We start from the raw sequence: 18,444 nt of genomic DNA, 5'->3' as shown, positions 1-18,444 counted from the left end.
AACAAAAGTTTTAAAAAATCAAAAATCAAGTTGCAAAAAGATGCAACTTGATTTTCTTCTTGTCCACTATTCTTAAAAAAGAATTAAACAAAACCAACTTCCAAATGGTTTCTTCGTTCCATACTTTGTTACTGATTATCAAATAATTAGATCACAAATATAAAACTATTTTTGGATAATGATAAAGTCAGAACGTCTATTTAACAAATGTTCTTCTTCTGTACATTTTACTCCATTTTTACATTTATTAATCAGTCGGCTTTCCCCATAGCCAATTGCACTTTCAATTCTTGACGGATCAATATCCTGTGAAACAATATAATCTCTTGTTGACTTAGCCCTGTTATCAGAAAGTTTCAGGTTATACGAATCTTTTCCGCGGGAATCAGTATGCGATTCAATCTTGATTCTGATGTTTGGAAATTTTTTCATAATAAAAACCACTTTTGTTAACTCTTCAATTGCAAGCGGTGTGATATCATATTTGTCGTAGTCAAAATATATTGGGTTAACATCTACTTTTTCAACTCCTTTTTTCTTAACAACTAAATCATCATAATTGCTCAATTCGAAATTAACATCCTTAATCTCCCCTCCGTTTTCGTTGGTAGTTTCTACTGTTTTATCATCGCTGCTATAATTTGGTTTTGCGGCGATCATTTTAACTAATTTTCCACACGGAACTTCAATAGCATATTTACCTTCATAATTTGTTTTGGTTTCACCAAGAACTTCACTATAAGAGTTGTACGCCATAATAGAAACATCAACAAGCGGTAATTTTGTTTTGCGGTCTGTTGCCATACCGGAGATGCTTTGGTTGCAAACAGGTTTCCCTTTGGTAAAGGAATAAATATCATCATCTCCTTTTCCTTCTGCCCTGTTGGAAGAAACATAACCATAATTCTCCTGACTGTCAATTATGAAAGCAAAATCATCTTTATTACTATTAATTGGAGGACCTAAGTTTACAGGAGTTGAAAAGTTACCATCGGCTAAAAGTGAACTTTCGTAAACATCCAAATCGCCATAACCGTAATGTCCATCAGAAGAAAAATAGAGTTTTCCGTTGCGGAAATAGGGAAAAAGATCATTACCAATTGTATTAATCTTTGATCCAAGGTTAACAGGGGAACTCATTGTTCCGTCGGCAGCAATTTTCACGTAATACAAATCGGTTTCCCCAATACCTCCCGGCATATCTGATGCGAAAAAAAGCCATTGTCCGTCTTCACTTAAAGAAGGATGTCCGACCGAATATTCATCACTGTCAAAGAAAACCTTTTGAGGATTCTCTAGTTTATTATTTACAATATCGCCTTTAATAATTTGAAAATTATTCGTTTTGGTTTCATCGATAACCAATTTATTCTTTTTAACGATGTTTGTCGAATAATAGATTATTTTTCCCGTCGAATCAAAAGAGGCTGTGGCTTCATGATATTTAGTCATCACATTTGGAAGGAATACTGTTTCGTTAAACAAACTTCCATCTGCAGGGTTTCTTTCAGCGGTATACAAATTTAAAAAAGGCTGATTGTTCCATGTATACAATTTTTCGCTAAACTTTGTTGTATCCCTTGCAGAAGTAAATACTACCCGATCCTGAAAGAAAGTAGCCCCAAAATCAGATTTACTTGTATTAATATCCAGATTTTTAATTGCATAAAGAGATTTTGCTTTTGACAAACTATCCATCTGCTTTTTTTGAGCCACGTATCTGTTTATTTCATTCTGATCTCCTTTTTTAGAAAGATACTCTTTTGTCATTTTATCTGCTTCGTCATAATCCATAACACCTTTTAAACACTGAATGTAACGCAAGTAGTAGATATCTGTTAAATTATTGCCTTGTACCTCATATAGTTTTTTATACCACTTTAAGGCATTTCTGGCATCTGAAATAAAATAATAGGAGTCGGCAGCATTCTTTAAAGTTTGTGCTGTCGGGCTTTTAATGTTCTGCAAAATTTCTTCGTAGGCTTTTGAAGCATCAGCGTAAGCATAATTTCTAAACAGAGCATCTGCCTTTTTTAAATTAGTCTGAGCAAAACTAAACGTAAAACTCAAAACTAAACTTAGGATATATAATTTTTTCATAGGTTTTACTTTTAGAAGAATCGAGGAGATTTAATTTTACTTTCGTTTTTGTTAAACTGATAACGCAAGATAATTTCATGCGACCCATCGTTGTATTTGTTCAGATCACTAACGGTGTAATCAAAAGCATATCCGATATAGAAACTTTTAGATATTTGAAAACCTGCCAGAATGCTTATAGAATCGTCTGTTCTATAAGAACCTCCTATTACAAATTTTTCAGCAATCATAAAATTCGCCGAAATATCTGCAGTTAGCGGTGCTCCACTTACTGCCTTTACCAAAAATGCGGGTTTGAATTTTAAATTTGGATTTAAATCAAAAACATAACCTCCCATCAGGTAATAATGCAAACGATCATAGTTTACTGATTCCTGAATATCATCGTAATAATTACTCTGAATAAAACTCGGAACAGAAAGCCCTAAATACCATCTGTCAGTATAATAATAAACTCCCGCTCCAACGGCTAATTTTGCCTGGTTGTCGATATTCTGATTTAACAAAACATCATTTGGATCGTAGTATCTCCCTTTTGACCAGTCAACATTTAACATTCTCATACCCGCTTTAAGACCAAATGCCAGTCTTTTTTCATAACCAAGAGGAATAGAATAGGCAAAATTTCCATCAATATATAATTCATTTGATGGTCCAATTTTGTCATTAACAATGCTTAATCCTAAACCTATTTGCTCATTTCTAAGCGGTGACTGAATAGTAAACGATTGTGTCTCTGGCGCTCCGTCAATTCCAACCCATTGCGAGCGATACAAAAGAGCTGCTTCTAAAGTGCCGGTAGACCCAGCATAAGCTGGGTTTACGGCCATAGTGTTGTACATATATTGTGTGTACTCCGGATCTTGCTGTGCACTGACGCAAACCGAGATAAAAGAACATATTATGATGAAATACGTTTCTAATGATTTTATATATAGTTTCATAACGATACTTATTTAGTTTAATTAATTAGATGATTAATATAGCTGCTTATCTCATTATAGATAACCATCCTTTTTTAACCGTTCCGTTTCCAATGTCTATCACATAAAAATAAGTACCTGTAGGCAACATATCTCCTCTATTTATAACTCCAGATACATTGGCAGTACCGTTCCAATCATTTTCATAATGTTGTTTACTGTATACTAATGCACCATATCTATTATAAACTTTTAACTCATTGTTTGGATACGATTCAATACAGTCAATTCTGAAAAGATCATTTGTTCCGTCATTATTCGGAGTAAACTCGTTATAAACTGTTAAACAAACAGGCTCAACAGAAGCTGAAGCAGTATTGTTTGTTGCGTCAACATCTAAAGGAGTTGAAATTTCAATAGTTGCAACATTTAAGTAATCACCTCCAGGTAAAACTTCCGCAACGATCGTAAGTGTTACACTTTGACCAGCATTTAGTGTTGGAATTGTCCAAAGTGTCGTTGTCTGATCATATGTACCGCCGCTTGCATTTGCGTTTATGAAATCATAACCACTAGGTAATAAATCGCTTACAACAGTATTTATAAAATTACCTTCACCAACGTTGTTCACTGTTACAGTAAAGGTCACCTGCTCACCAAAATTTGGTTTAGGATTATTAACTGTATTCGTAATTGTTAAATCAGAACATGTAGCTACAACAACATTCAAAGATTTAGTTGTAGTTTCATCACAGTTATTGGTATAAGTTACTGTTACAGTACCAGAGCCTACATCAGACCATGAAATAGTTGCTGAACCATCTGCAGTACCTCCGCCAGAAGTAATTGTTCCATTTGAAACTGACCATACATAATTGGATTTTCCATTCGCAATTGAATATGTAACATCCTGGAAAACACAAGGTGTATCATCAGTAGATGCTAATTGTACCAAAGCATCATTTTCGAAATTAATTGTTATTCCAAGTCTTGTGGCACTAGCACAACCATTTGTTGTATTATTAAGAGCACCGGCATAATATGTTCCAGCCGTAAGCTGTGTATTTGCTGCCAAAGGTGTACCGCCCGTTGCTGAAGAATACCAAACTACATTTGTTTCATTTACTAATATATCAACAAGTGTTGGCAATTTAGATAAACAGAATGTTTGTGTAGTTCTTGGTGTAGTTACGACACCAGGGGTACTAACATCTACTACAACTGCTAATCTTACTGGATTTTCACAGCCTACTGTACTTGACACAGCACCGTAATAAGTTCCGTCGACCAAAGCTGTTGTTGCTGGCAACGCAGTTCCACCGATTGCTGCACTATACCAAATTACATTTGCTTCATTCACCTGAATATCAGCAACTGTTGGTGTATTTAATGTACAGAAGTTTTGAGTGGCAGAATTTGTAGTTGGCGTAGCTGCAGGGTTTACAATAGTTACTGTTACCTGTAAGCGGGTTGCACTTTTACATCCCGTTATTGCATCTGTAATTTCTCCAAAATAGATACCAGATGTTAAAGGTGTTGTTGCTGGAATCGGTGTTCCGCCAATAGCACTACTAAACCAAACCACATTACTTTCGTTTACCTGAATATTAGCAAACGTTGGAGTAATATTTATACAAAAGCTCTGAGCTATATTATCAGTTGTCGGAGTATTTGAACTTCCAACAGTAACTGTTACTTTTAGTCTTATAGTACTTTCACAACCTGTAGTTGCGTCTTTTATAGCGGCATAATAATCTCCATTTACTAAAGCTGTAGTTGAAGCAATTGCTGTTCCACCTGTTAAAGCTGTATACCAAACAACATTACTTTCGTTTACCTGAATATCTGCAACAGTTGGATTATTTTCAGAACAGAAAGCCTGAACAGGAGCCGTTGTTGTTGGTGTACCAGGATCAGTAACGCTAATAGTCACTGATAATCTTGCAGTACTTTCACATCCTGTTGTTGGATCTTTGATTACTGCAAAATAAGTTCCACTTGTAAGTGTATTAGTTGATGGGATAACTGTTCCACCTGTTAAAGCTGTGTACCAAACTATATTGGTTTCATTCAACTGGACACTTGCAAATGTTGGTGCATCAACCAAACAGAAGTTTTGCGTTCCTGCCGTTACCAAAGTTGGTGTACCCGGATCTGTAACACTAATCGTTACTGATAATCTTGCAGCACTTTCACATCCTGTTGTTGGATCTTTGATTACTGCAAAATAGGTTCCGCTTGTTAAGGTATTAGTTGATGGGATAACTGTTCCACCTGTTAAAGCTGTGTACCAAACTATATTTGCTTCATTCAACTGAACACTTGCAAAAGTTGGTGCATCAGCCAGACAGAAGTTTTGAGTTCCTGCCGTTACCAAAGTTGGTGTACCTGGATCAGTAACACTAATCGTTACTGATAATCTTGCAGCACTTTCACATCCTGTTGTTGGATCTTTGATTACTGCAAAATAGGTTCCGCTTGTTAAGGTATTAGTTGATGGAATAACGGTTCCGCCTGTTAAAGCTGTGTACCAAACTATATTGGCTTCATTCAATTGAACACTTGCAAATGTTGGTGCATCAGCCAAACAGAAGTTTTGCGTTCCTGCCGTTACTAAAGTTGGTGTACCCGGATCTGTAACACTAATCGTTACTGATAATCTTGCAGCGCTTTCACATCCTGTTGTTGGATCTTTGATTACTGCAAAATAGGTTCCGCTTGTAAGTGTATTAGTTGATGGAATAACTGTTCCACCTGTTAAAGCTGTATACCAAACTATATTGGCCTCATTCAACTGAACACTTGCAAAGGTCGGTGCATCAGCCAGACAGAAGTTTTGAGTTCCTACCGTTACCAAAGTTGGTGTACCTGGATCAGTAACACTAATCGTTACTGATAATCTTGCAGCACTTTCACATCCTGTTGTTGGATCTTTGATTACTGCAAAATAAGTTCCGCTTGTAAGTGTATTAGTTGATGGAATAACTGTTCCACCGGTTAAAGCTGTATACCAAACTATATTGGCCTCATTCAACTGAACACTTGCAAAGGTTGGTGCATCTGCCAGACAGAAGTTTTGAGTTCCTGCCGATACCAAAGTTGGTGTACCCGGATCAGTTACACTAATCGTTACTGATAATCTTGCAGCACTTTCACATCCTGTTGTTGGATCTTTGATTACTGCAAAATAGGTTCCGCTTGTTAAGGTATTAGTTGATGGAATAACGGTTCCGCCTGTTAAAGCTGTGTACCAAACTATATTGGCTTCATTCAACTGAACACTTGCAAAGGTTGGTGCATCAGCCAAACAGAAGTTTTGTGTACCAGCCGTTACTAAAGTTGGTGTACCTGGATCAGTAACACTAATCGTTACTGATAATCTTGCAGCACTTTCACATCCTGTTGTTGGATCTTTGATTACTGCAAAATAGGTTCCGCTTGTTAAGGTATTAGTTGATGGAATAACGGTTCCGCCTGTTAAAGCTGTGTACCAAACTATATTGGCTTCATTCAACTGAACACTTGCAAATGTTGGTGCATCAGCCAGACAGAAGTTTTGAGTTCCTGCCGTTACCAAAGTTGGTGTACCCGGATCAGTAACACTAATCGTTACTGATAATCTTGCAGCACTTTCACATCCTGTTGTTGGATCTTTGATTACTGCAAAATAGGTTCCGCTTGTAAGTGTATTAGTTGATGGAATAACTGTTCCGCCTGTTAAAGCTGTGTACCAAACTATATTGGCTTCATTCAATTGAACACTTGCAAATGTTGGTGCATCAGCCAGACAGAAGTTTTGAGTTCCTGCCGTTACCAAAGTTGGTGTACCTGGATCAGTTACACTAATTGTTACTGATAATCTTGCAGCACTTTCACATCCTGTTGTTGGATCTTTGATTACTGCAAAATAGGTTCCGCTTGTTAAGGTATTAGTTGATGGAATAACGGTTCCGCCTGTTAAAGCTGTGTACCAAACTATATTTGCTTCATTCAACTGAACACTTGCAAATGTTGGTGCATCAGCCAGACAGAAGTTTTGAGTTCCTGCCGTTACCAAAGTTGGTGTACCCGGATCAGTAACACTAATCGTTACTGATAATCTTGCAGCACTTTCACATCCTGTTGTTGGATCTTTGATTACTGCAAAATAGGTTCCGCTTGTTAATGTATTTGTTGATGGAATAACTGTTCCACCAGTTAAAGCTGTGTACCAAACTATATTTGCTTCATTCAATTGAATACTTGCAAATGTTGGTGCATCGGCCAAACAGAAGTTTTGCGTTCCTGCCGTTACTAATGTTGGTGTACCAGGATCTGTTACGTTAATCGTTACTGATAATCTTGCAGCACTTTCACATCCTGTTGTTGGATCTTTAATTACTGCAAAATAAACCCCACTTGTCAACGTCGTTGTTGCCGGAATCAAAGTTCCGCCGCTTAAAGAATCATACCATACTATATTGGCCTCATTCAACTGAACACTTGCAAAGGTTGGTGCATCTGCCAAACAGAAGTTTTGTGTGCCTGCTGTTACTAAAGTTGGTGTACCAGGATCAGTTACACTAATCGTAATAGCCAATCTAACATTACTTTCGCAAGTCGTTATCGGATCTTTTATTGCTGCAAAATAAGTTCCGCTTGTTAGCGCATTGGTTGATGGAATAATTGTTCCGCCAGTTAATGCAGTATACCAAACTATATTTGCCGCTGGACTCACATCAATACTTGCAAAGGTAGGAGCACTTGATAAACAGAATTCCTGTGCGGTATCTGCAATTACCGGTGTTCCTGGATCAGTCACACTAATATTAATAGCCAACCTAACAGTACTTTCGCAAGTTGTTGTTGGATCTTTTATGGCTGCGTAATATGTTCCACTTGTCAATGCTGCTGCCGATGGAATTAAACTTCCACCATTAAGCGCGGTGTACCAAATAATATTTGTTGCCGGGCTAACATCGATACTTGCAAATGTTGGATCATTTACCACACAGAATTCCTGAGTCGTTCTATTGATTATCGGAGTTCCAGGATCTGTTACGCTAATTGCAACAGCTAATCTCACATTGCTTTCGCAAGTTGTTGTTGGATCTTTTATGGCTGCGTAATATGTTCCGCTTGTCAAGGCTGTGGTTGATGGAATTACTGTTCCACCTACCAAAGCTGTATACCAAATAATATTGGCCGCAACTGCTGGACTTACATTTATACTTGCAAATGTAGGTGCATTTACCAAACAGAATTCCTGAGCGGTATCTGTAATAACTGGTGTGCCAGGATCTGTTACACTTATTGCAACAGCCAATCTAACATTGCTCTCGCAAGTCGTTGTTGGGTCTTTTATTGCTGCGTAATATGTTCCTGAAGTTAATGCTGTTGTTGCCGGAATTAAACTTCCACCTGTTAAAGCTGTATACCAAACAATATTTGTTGCCGGGCTAACATCGATACTTGCAAATGTTGGCGCATTTACCAAACAGAATTCCTGAGCAGTATCTGCAATTACTGGTGTTCCTGGATCAGTCACACTAATATTAATAGCCAACCTAACAGTACTTTCGCAAGTTGTTGTTGGATCTTTTATTGCAGCATAATATGTTCCTGATGTTAATATTGCTGTTGATGCAATTAGGTTTCCACCATTTAACGCATCATACCAAACAATATTTGTTGCTGGACTCACATCAATACTTGCAAAAGTAGGAGCATCTACCAAACAGAATTCCTGAGTCGTATCTGTAATAATTGGTGTACCTGGATCAGTTACCGTTACTGTAACTAATAATCGGCCTGAACTTTCGCAACCAGTGATTGGATCTAAAATTCCTGCATAATAAGGACCATTGGCCAAGGCTGTTGTTGTTACCAATGCTGTCCCTCCAGTTGGTATACTATACCACACCACATTTGCTTCATTTACCTGAAGATTAGCAACTGTTGGATTACTAACCTGACAGAAATCCTGAGTTGAGTCAGTAGTCGTTGGTGTTTCCGGATCATTAACTGTTACGGTAACTAATTTAAGTTCACCGTTTTTATTCTGACATGTATTATCACTTGTAACTGCTACATAATAAGCCATCGGGCTCATAGCAGTGGTTAATCCTGAAGCCGTTAAAACTCCGGTACTACTAACTGTATAACTTACTCCACCAATTGCACCTGTAACGATAGGTTGAGTTTTATTAGCATCTAAATACCAGAAGAATACAGGATTTGCTAAGCTACTTGTTGGTGTCAATGTCGCAACCGTGTCATGACAAATAGAAGCGTTATCTACAACAACATCAGTTTCAAGTGAAGTTGGCAAAATAGTGAATGTTACAGGTCTTCTGTCTGCGGGCGCAGTTTCACAATATTCTGTAGCACTAACTCCAACATAATACGTATAAGTGCCTGGTGCTAAACCGGTCAATACCAATTTTGCTGTTACTTCGCTAAGGGCTGTTTGAGTTGTACCATCAAAACTATACCAGTGATATACCGGATTTGTAAGTATCGGTGTCGCATTTAAAATTGCATCCACTGTAACTGTGCCGCTTTCGCTACAAATGATAGTATTATTTCCTCCATTAATTGTCACATTTGCAATTGCAGTTGAAGGAGTTGTTGCTCTCACTTCCACTGTAACCTCGCCTCTTTCTAAAGCAGGGCAACCGTAACGAATTGGCTGAACATAATATTTATAAGTCCCTGCAGCTAATGTAGCAGGAAGTGTAAACGTTTGACCGCTAGCAACCTGATTTCCTCCTGTTGGGGAATCATACCAGATATAATCAGTACAAGCTTTTGTTGCAACTTCGAGACTCAACTCTTGTCCGGGACAGACCGTGATTTTATTATCCGGGTCACTGCCAATAACTTTAGTATTAGTTACACGATCAATAGTGTGAACTCTAAGCTGATCTAATACAGAAGCTGTACCTCCAAAACTAATCACAACTTTGTCATATGGCTGCGTTTGTGGTGAAATAATTGTCATTGCCATTGTGTCACCAGAAAGTAGTTTCAATGTCAATAAATTATTATCACTTTCTATTGGCGCACCAACTGCTATATTTCCAGAATAAAGCTGAATAGTGAATCCCTCCAATAAACCAACTGTTAAAAGCGTGCCTGGTTTTGAAATTGTAATTCTTAAACTATCTCCAACCATAGAAGGTGTTCTAAAAGTTGCAGTTAATTCAGCTGCGGCAAGAATTCCTGTTCCAGTAAACATTGTTGCATAAGTAGCAACGTCACCATCGGCCACATTAAATGGATTAGATACACCCACTGTAGATGTTAATGCTCCAATTCCTAAATCTCTTACACCTGAGAAAACATCTTCTATATCACCTTGTCCACAAGTAATCTGTGTTACTTGTTTTTTGTAATAAGCATCATAAACATTTACATTTTGTGCCACACTTAGAACAGATCCAAGTTGTACTCTAATACCATCATAATCCTGAGGACCAGAACCATCAGAAGGAACAAATGTATATTCAAATGAATTTTGGCCTGGTAATAAGTTTAATAATGATCCTGATACAGATTGTAAAACTCCAATATCAACAGGATTATTAGATACATCTCGTTTAGTACCTATAACTGTAATATTTTGTCCTACCGCAAGCACACTATTTTCTAAACCTAATTTAACGGTTACCGGAGTCCCCTTAGTAATTGTAGCAGGCCATTGCAGATTTTGCCAAGTAGTTCCAATACCCAAAAGACCTAGACCTGTTGTTATTGTCGAGTAAGTACTCGGATCACCATCAGCTCCTAAAGTTCCATTTGTTACTACTCCTGTAATAATTGAATCTGATGATTGAGAATTAGCGTACACTCTTTCTAGTAAAGAATCGCAATCAACCGGATCAATAACACTAATTGTTACTGTTTGACTGGTAGTACACGTCCCCAAAGTTGCTATTACTGTGTAGTTAAAAATACCAACTGTATTAAGAACTCCTAAATTTGCTGATACAGGATCACCTTGCTGATTATACCAGGCAATTGTTCCGTTTGATGAAGCGGTTAAATTAACCGGAGATCCTTTTAGTACAGCAATTGAATTTGTCACCCCGGTTAATGTTGGTAACGGATTTACTGTTACAACAACTGGCAATTTAACAGATGGACAAGTAGAACCAGCTGTTTGAGCCTGAATGAAATAAGTACCTCCTGCAGTAATATTTGCCGCAGCCTGCTCTGTCATTATTGTAGTTCCATCTGTATTAAAGAAAGTGTAAGTTGTGTTTCCTGATGTATCAAAATTTGAAATAGCATCTCTCAAGTTTGCTTTACCGCAAGCGGCATAAGGATTTGTTACTGATAAAGCTGAACCAGTAGGATAATTTACTATTACTTCTTTTAAAGTATTATCTGCATTCTCACAATTACCTTCATTAACTACTGAAACATAGTAAGTATATGGAGCATTTGCAGCAATAAGCCCGCTAATAGTTAAAGCACCTGTTGTAGCATCTTTAGTATAACTTACTCCGTCTATAGTCCCTGTAGTAATTTCTTGTGTTTTATTTTGAGTTGTATAATATTTAAATTTTGCTCCCGTCAAAGCAGATGTTGGAGCCAATGTTATACCACCGGCACAAGATGCTGTCTGAGGACTTGCAATGTTTATATCTGTCTCTAAAGGAACAGGTAATACTGTAATTGTAACAGGCTGACGAAAACTACTAGCACATCCAAGGCGTGATGATTCTAAATAATAAGTCGTTGTATTTAGCAATGGACCAGTCGGATTAACAGCTACTACGTTTCCACCTGTTGGAGCATCATACCAGGTAAAGGTTTCTGATCCTGTAGAAGACGCTGATAATGTCGCGGTGCCGTTTACACAAATTGGTGTGGCTGCCCCAGTTATTGTAGGATTTGGAAATCTATAAGAAGCTCCATAAATATCCAAGCTTGACAATGCGGTGAGCAATCCATTTAATTGAATCTTAATACTTGTGAAATCGCCCGCCGCAATAAAACTTGCTCTAAAACGATTTCCTGATAATAACTGAACATTTAAGAGATTATTAATAGTATTTAGATCACTATTTGGTGTACCTAAATTAAAACTTTGCAAGCTGATGTTAGAAAGCAGACTAATATCAAGTAACCCAACAGGAATTCCTAATTCGATATCTATAATATCTCCTGCCTTACCTGCTGTTGTAAAGGTTAATTCTTGTTGAATATAATCCCCTAGTAAACCAAGAGGTATTGAAAGTGTAGCAGCTGTATTATTCAACCCATCTACAGAATTGCCTGGTAAATTAGAGCTACAAGTTAAACAGTTTGTTGTACCTCCTTGGGTTGTTATCTGTGAAGTAGCAGCTAAACAAGGACTAACATTAGTGATAACTATAACATTAATTACAGCTCTATTACTACTCGTACAATTCGAGGACAAATCAGTCGCCTCAACATAAAACGTTTTATTTGCAGTTAAAGCCGGAGTTGGCGTATAGGTACTACTATTTGATTGTACAAGATTTCCGAGAGCATCATACCAATTATATTCAAAACCTGCATTATTTATTACTGCCAGGGTCACAATCTGACCTGACTGAATTATTACACTTGAAGATACAGGAACTGGTGCTGCAGGTAGAGGATTTACATTCACTGTTACTGGTGTACGTGTTGTACTAGAACAGCTTCCAATTACAGCCTCAACATGATAAGTTGTAGAAGCTGATAAAGATGGTGTTGTGTAAGATGTACCTGTAAATAATAAGTTTCCAGCAGTGGCAGCATCATACCAATTATAAGTGGTACCAACAACTGGCGATTGTACAACTATTGTAGTCGTTCCTCCACTACATACATTTAAGGGCGTAGCAACAACTGTCGCTGGTGCCACAGGATTACTTACTGTAATAGTAACCGGATTTCTTTCACTATTCACACAACCATTACGAATAAGTTCAACATAATAAGTAGTATTCGCTGTTAAGACAGGTGTTGTATATGAAGCTGTACTGGACAATAAAGTTCCTGCTGTTGCAGCATCATACCATCTGATTGTTTCACCTGCGTCTAAAGAGGCTGTCAGAGTGGTTGTTCCATTACAAATAGTTTTGTTCCCAGAAATTGCAGGTGCTTTATATCTGTAAGTGGCCTGATAAATATCTAAACTAGTTAAAGCTGTTACTGTACCACCTAATCTAATTTCGACACGATCAAAATTGGCTCCGGCAACTATGCTGGCTTTAAAGCGATCTCCTGATAACAATTGTAAAGTAACCAACGCATTATTATTTGTAGAAACTCTATCATTATTATAAGTTGTTCCATTATAAGTTGCCAAACTAACAGCTCCTAATAATGAAACATCAGCAATACCACCTGGTAATTCCAATTCAACATCTACAATATCTCCTGCTTTACCAGGATTATTGAATTGTAAGGTTTGCTGAATCCATCCGTTTAGTAAACCTACCGGAAGAGTAAGTCTGGCTGCCGTAGCTATATTTCCGTCTACAGAATTGTTTGGTGTTGTTGAAGAACATAGTAAACATAATCCGTTTTGGGTTGTTTGCTGACTATTGGCTTCTAAACAAGTTCCTAATGGATTAGTTATAACAGTTACTGTCACTGGTACTCTGGTGGCGCTTACACAACCTCCAGCAGTGTTACGCGATTCAACATAATAAGTTTTTGTTGCAGTTAAAATAGGAGTTGTAAAAGTATTTGAGTCTCCTAGTAATTTTGTTCCTCCTGTAGGGACATCATACCAGTCCAAAACAACATTTGCTTCACTAGTTGAAGCATTTAAAGTCGCATTTTGTCCTGATAATATAGATACACTCTGTGTCAGTACCGTTGCAAGTGCAGGAACTGGCGTTGAAGTAACAGGAACTGCAGTTCGGGTTGCTGAACTACATGCTCCAATTGAAGCCTCAACATAAAAAGTGGTAACACCTGTTGGTACAGTTGGTGTATAAGTAGTTCCAGTTGCTAACGCTACACCTCCCGTTTGTACATTATACCAGGAATAGGTTGTTCCGGCTACCGGATTTGAAACTGACAATGTAGTCGACTGAGTTGGTCCTGAAGAGCAAATCGTCGTACCGACACTACTAATAGTTGGTAATACGGGGTCAGTAATAGTTATAACAACCGGATTCCTTTCACTATTTACACAACCATTACGAGTAAGTTCAACATAATAAGTAGTGCTCGCGGTTAAGACAGGAGTTGTATATGAAGCTGTACTGGACAATAAAGTTCCTGCTGTTGCAGCATCATACCATCTGATTGTTTCACCTGCATCCAATGTTGCTGTCAAAGCAGTTGTTGTTCCACTACAAATAGTTTTGTTCCCAGAAATTACAGGTACTTTATATCTGTAAGTGGCCTGATAAATATCTAAACTTGTTAAGGCTGTTACCACACCTCCTAGTCTAATTTCGACACGATCAAAATTGGCTCCGGCAACTATACTGGCTTTAAAACGGTTTCCTGATAGTAATTGCAAAGTAACCAAAGGGTTATTAGTAAAAATTCTATCATTATTGTATGTTGCTCCGTTATATGTTGCCAAACTAACAGCTCCTAACAATGAAACATCAGCAATACCACCTGGTAATGCCAATTCAACATCTACAATATCTCCTGCTTTGCCAGGATTATTGAATTGTAAGGTTTGCTGAATCCATCCGTTTAATAAGCCTACCGGAAGAGTAAGTCTGGCTGCCGTAGCTATATTTCCGTCTACAGAATTGTTTGGTGTTGTTGAAGAACATAATAAACACAATCCGTTTTGGGTTGTTTGCTGACTATTGGCTTCCAAACAAGTTCCTAATGGAGTTGCTAAAACTGTCACTGTAACAGGTACTCTGGTTGCACTTACACAACCACCTGCAGTATTACGTGATTCAACATAATACGTTTTTGTTGCAGTTAAAATAGGAGTCGTAAAAGTATTCGAACTTTCTAATAATCTCGTTCCTCCTGTAGGGACATCATACCAGTCCAAAACAACATTTGCTTCACTAGTTGAAGCATTTAAAGTCGCATTTTGTCCTGATAATATAGATACACTCTGTGTCAGTACCGTTGCAAGTGAAGGAACTGGCGTTGAAGTAACAGGAACTGCAGTTCGGGTTGCTGAACTACATGCTCCAATTGAAGCCTCAACATAAAAAGTGGTAACACCTGTTGGTACAGTTGGTGTATAAGTAGTTCCAGTTGCTAACGCTACACCTCCCGTTTGTACATTATACCAGGAATAGGTTGTTCCGGCTACCGGATTTGAAACTGACAATGTAGTCGACTGAGTTGGTCCTGAAGAGCAAATCGTCGTACCGACACTACTAATAGTTGGTAATACGGGGTCAGTAATAGTTATAACAACAGGATTTCTTTCACTATTCACACAACCATTACGAGTAAGTTCAACATAATAAGTAGTATTAGCTGTTAAGACAGGAGTTGTATATGAAGCTGTACTGGACAATAAAGTTCCTGCTGTTGCAGCATCATACCATCTGATTGTTTCACCTGCATCCAATGTTGCTGTCAAAGCAGTTGTTGTTCCACTACAAATAGTTTTATTTCCAGAAATTACAGGTACTTTATATCTGTATGTTGCCTGATAAATATCTAAACTAGTTAAAGCCGCAACCACACCGCCTAGCCTAATTTCAACACGATCAAAATTAGCTCCGGCAACTATACTGGCTTTAAAGCGATTTCCTGATAGTAATTGCAAAGTAACCAAAGGGTTATTAGTAAAAATTCTATCATTATTGTATGTTGCTCCGTTATATGTTGCCAAACTAACAGCTCCTAACAATGAAACATCGGCAATACCTCCTGGCAATGCCAATTCAACATCTACTATATCACCTGCTTTTCCAGGATTATTAAATTGCAAAGTTTGCTGAATCCATCCGTTTAATAAGCCTACCGGAAGAGTAAGTCTGGCTGCCGTGGCAATATTTCCGTCTACAGAATTGTTTGGTGTTGTTGAAGAACATAATAAACACAATCCGTTTTGGGTTGTTTGCTGACTATTGGCTTCCAAACAAGTTCCTAATGGAGTTGCTAAAACTGTCACTGTAACAGGTACTCTGGTTGCACTTACACAACCACCTGCAGTATTACGTGATTCAACATAATACGTTTTTGTTGCAGTTAAAATAGGAGTTGTAAAAGTATTCGAACTTTCTAATAATCTCGTTCCTCCTGTAGGGACATCATACCAGTCCAAAACAACATTTGCTTCACTGGTTGAAGCATTTAGAGTCGCATTTTGTCCTGATAATATAGATACACTCTGTGTCAGTACCGTTGCAAGTGCAGGAATTGGTGTAGAGGTAACAGTAACTGGAGTTCGGCTTGGTGCTTTACATGCGCCAATAGATGCTTCTACATAAAAATTACTAACCCCTGTTGGAACAATTGGAGAATAAGAGTTTCCACTTGCCAGAGCAACACCTCCAGCTGCTAAACTAAACCAGGAATAGGTAGTTCCGGCTACCGGATTTGAAACTGATAATGTAGTCGACTGAGTTGGTCCTGAAGAACAAACTGCTGTACCAACTGTACTAATTACAGGAGCTAACGGATTTGATACATTAATAACAACTGGTACACGTTCATTTCCCTCGCAACCAGCTACTCTCGCAACACCTATATAATAAGTTGTGTTTGTAGTTAAAATTGGAGTTGTATACGAAGTTGTAGTAGCTAAAGCTGTAGTTGAGGTTGGTGAACTATACCAAGCTATAGTTGTTCCAGCTGCAGGAGTTGCAGTTAATGTGGTAGAACTTCCTGAACAAATTGTTTGATTTAAACCTCCTGTTACCGTTGGTGCAGCAAATTCTAAACGAACATCGTAAATTCTTAAATCAGTTAGCGCACTTACGGCCCCTCCTAACTGTATTTGAACCTGGTTCGTGTCACTAGTCAAAGTGTATCGTAATACTCCAATAGTATTTCCTGGTAATAATGCCAGATTAAGCAAAGGATTATTTATCGCTACTGCTGATCCTGAATTTGTACCATTAAGTTTAGGCTGAATAGTACCTGTAGATAATAATGATAGATTAAGCAAACCAGCACCACTACCAATATATAAAACAATTTCATCTCCAGCCTTTGCTGTTTGGTTGAGAACCAAAGTTTCTTGAACAGAACAAAACACCCCGACGACTGTACTCAGCGTCGCAAATGTTGTTAAGCCCGCGTCATTATCATAGGCAGCTGTTGGATCCGTTACAGAAGCAATGCAAATACCTGAAGTACCATTTGTATTTGATATTGGTCTACAAAAGGTTTGTGCAAAGTTTTTACTGCTTAAAAGCAATAAAAATACCAAAAACAATAATCTCTTCTTTACGATGAGATCATAAAAAGTAAAAGTTTTTTTCATAATTTGGAAGATTAGAAAATGGACAATAAAATACCTGTTGCGATAAGTACGTATACTTAGGCAATTTTAAAAAACGTTAATAATCAGCTACTTAAAATGAAATTTAAAATAACAGTTGTCTACTACTTTAAACCACATTTCATTAAAAAATATCACGTATACGGAAGTATACAAAGACCACTTCTTATTCTTTTGAATAAAAAACATCTTAAACTTTTGTGGAATACTGATATGAATCAATTTCCAAATAAATAGAGTGATTTGCAGAAGGTTAATTTTCAGAAAGAAAATCTATGTCTATTAGCAGAATTTGGGGAATTCTATTAAATATTGAGAGTATGTTTCAATTCGATAAAATGTTGATTAGACAGTCTATCCTTATTTAGAAAATTTACAAAATTCTTAAATTTGAAACATTATTTAATACAAAGGATTATCAATAAAAAATCACGACAATACTTTTATATACAAAACCACAGACTGGGCTTGTTAAATAAAAAGCTGACGTAATATTGGCTTTTTTGAAAAACGTTTATAGTTAGATTGAAATTTGCTTTTTTTTGCACAAGCTTAATTCTATCTGAAAGAATAAAAAATAAAGCTAAAGTAATTTGAAGACCTAATGCAAATTTGATAAGTAGAGTAATTGTCAATTCCATAAGCAAATTAATTAAGTTATTTTAAGAAAACCTTTAAACTCTAATGCAATAAAAAATCTTTAGTATATTTTTTCACTTAAGAAAGAAAAGTTTTTTTTACCAACATTTTGTTTAACCTTTCCTCCACTAAAATTAATTAAAAGGAAAATATAAAACAAGAATAAAATTCCTATTTTTTAAAATATAAAAAAAGGTTAAATGTTAAAATACTATCTAAAATACCAGAAAAAATGGCGCTTTTAAGAAGAAAAATGATGTTATAAATATCACAAAAAAATATAATTAATTTTAAGCATACAATAAAAAAGAAAGTAAAAACTTACAAATTTAACGTATTTACTGATTAAAATAAGCTTAAACAAACACAATTAGCTGCTATTTT

The 18,444-nt window shown here is 37.0% G+C and carries 3 protein-coding genes; all 3 read right to left on the bottom strand.

Features of this window, described 5'->3' with window-relative positions:
- Positions 1–165 precede the first annotated feature (165 nt).
- Genes AC3ITQ_RS14130 through AC3ITQ_RS14120 form a run of 3 tightly spaced genes read right to left on the bottom strand, consistent with a single transcriptional unit; the run spans position 166 to position 17,403 of the window.
- Positions 166–2,100 (bottom strand): OmpA family protein, encoded by a 1,935-nt coding sequence (locus AC3ITQ_RS14130; protein WP_489234827.1) that lies wholly within the window; start codon positions 2,098–2,100, stop codon positions 166–168.
- An 11-nt stretch (positions 2,101–2,111) separates the two neighbouring features.
- Positions 2,112–3,044, bottom strand: a complete 933-nt coding sequence (locus tag AC3ITQ_RS14125; RefSeq protein WP_489234826.1) for a PorP/SprF family type IX secretion system membrane protein — start codon at positions 3,042–3,044, stop codon at positions 2,112–2,114.
- 46 nt (positions 3,045–3,090) lie between these two features.
- The gene (locus AC3ITQ_RS14120) at positions 3,091–17,403 is read right to left on the bottom strand and encodes an Ig-like domain-containing protein (RefSeq protein ID WP_489234825.1); all 14,313 of its coding nucleotides are present in this window, start codon (positions 17,401–17,403) and stop codon (positions 3,091–3,093) included.
- Between the last annotated feature and the right edge of the window lie 1,041 nt (positions 17,404–18,444).

The organism is Flavobacterium sp. KH_001 (assembly GCF_057840745.1).
Note: the sequence above shows the minus strand (reverse complement) of the source record. Positions and strands in the feature narration are given on the sequence as shown.

Excerpts from the sequence above, each read along its gene's own strand:
- AC3ITQ_RS14125 (WP_489234826.1), bottom strand. The coding sequence starts at position 3,044 with ATGAAACTATATATAAAATCATTAGAAACGTATTTCATCATAATATGT.
- AC3ITQ_RS14120 (WP_489234825.1), bottom strand. The coding sequence starts at position 17,403 with ATGAAAAAAACTTTTACTTTTTATGATCTCATCGTAAAGAAGAGATTA.
- AC3ITQ_RS14130 (WP_489234827.1), bottom strand. The coding sequence starts at position 2,100 with ATGAAAAAATTATATATCCTAAGTTTAGTTTTGAGTTTTACGTTTAGT.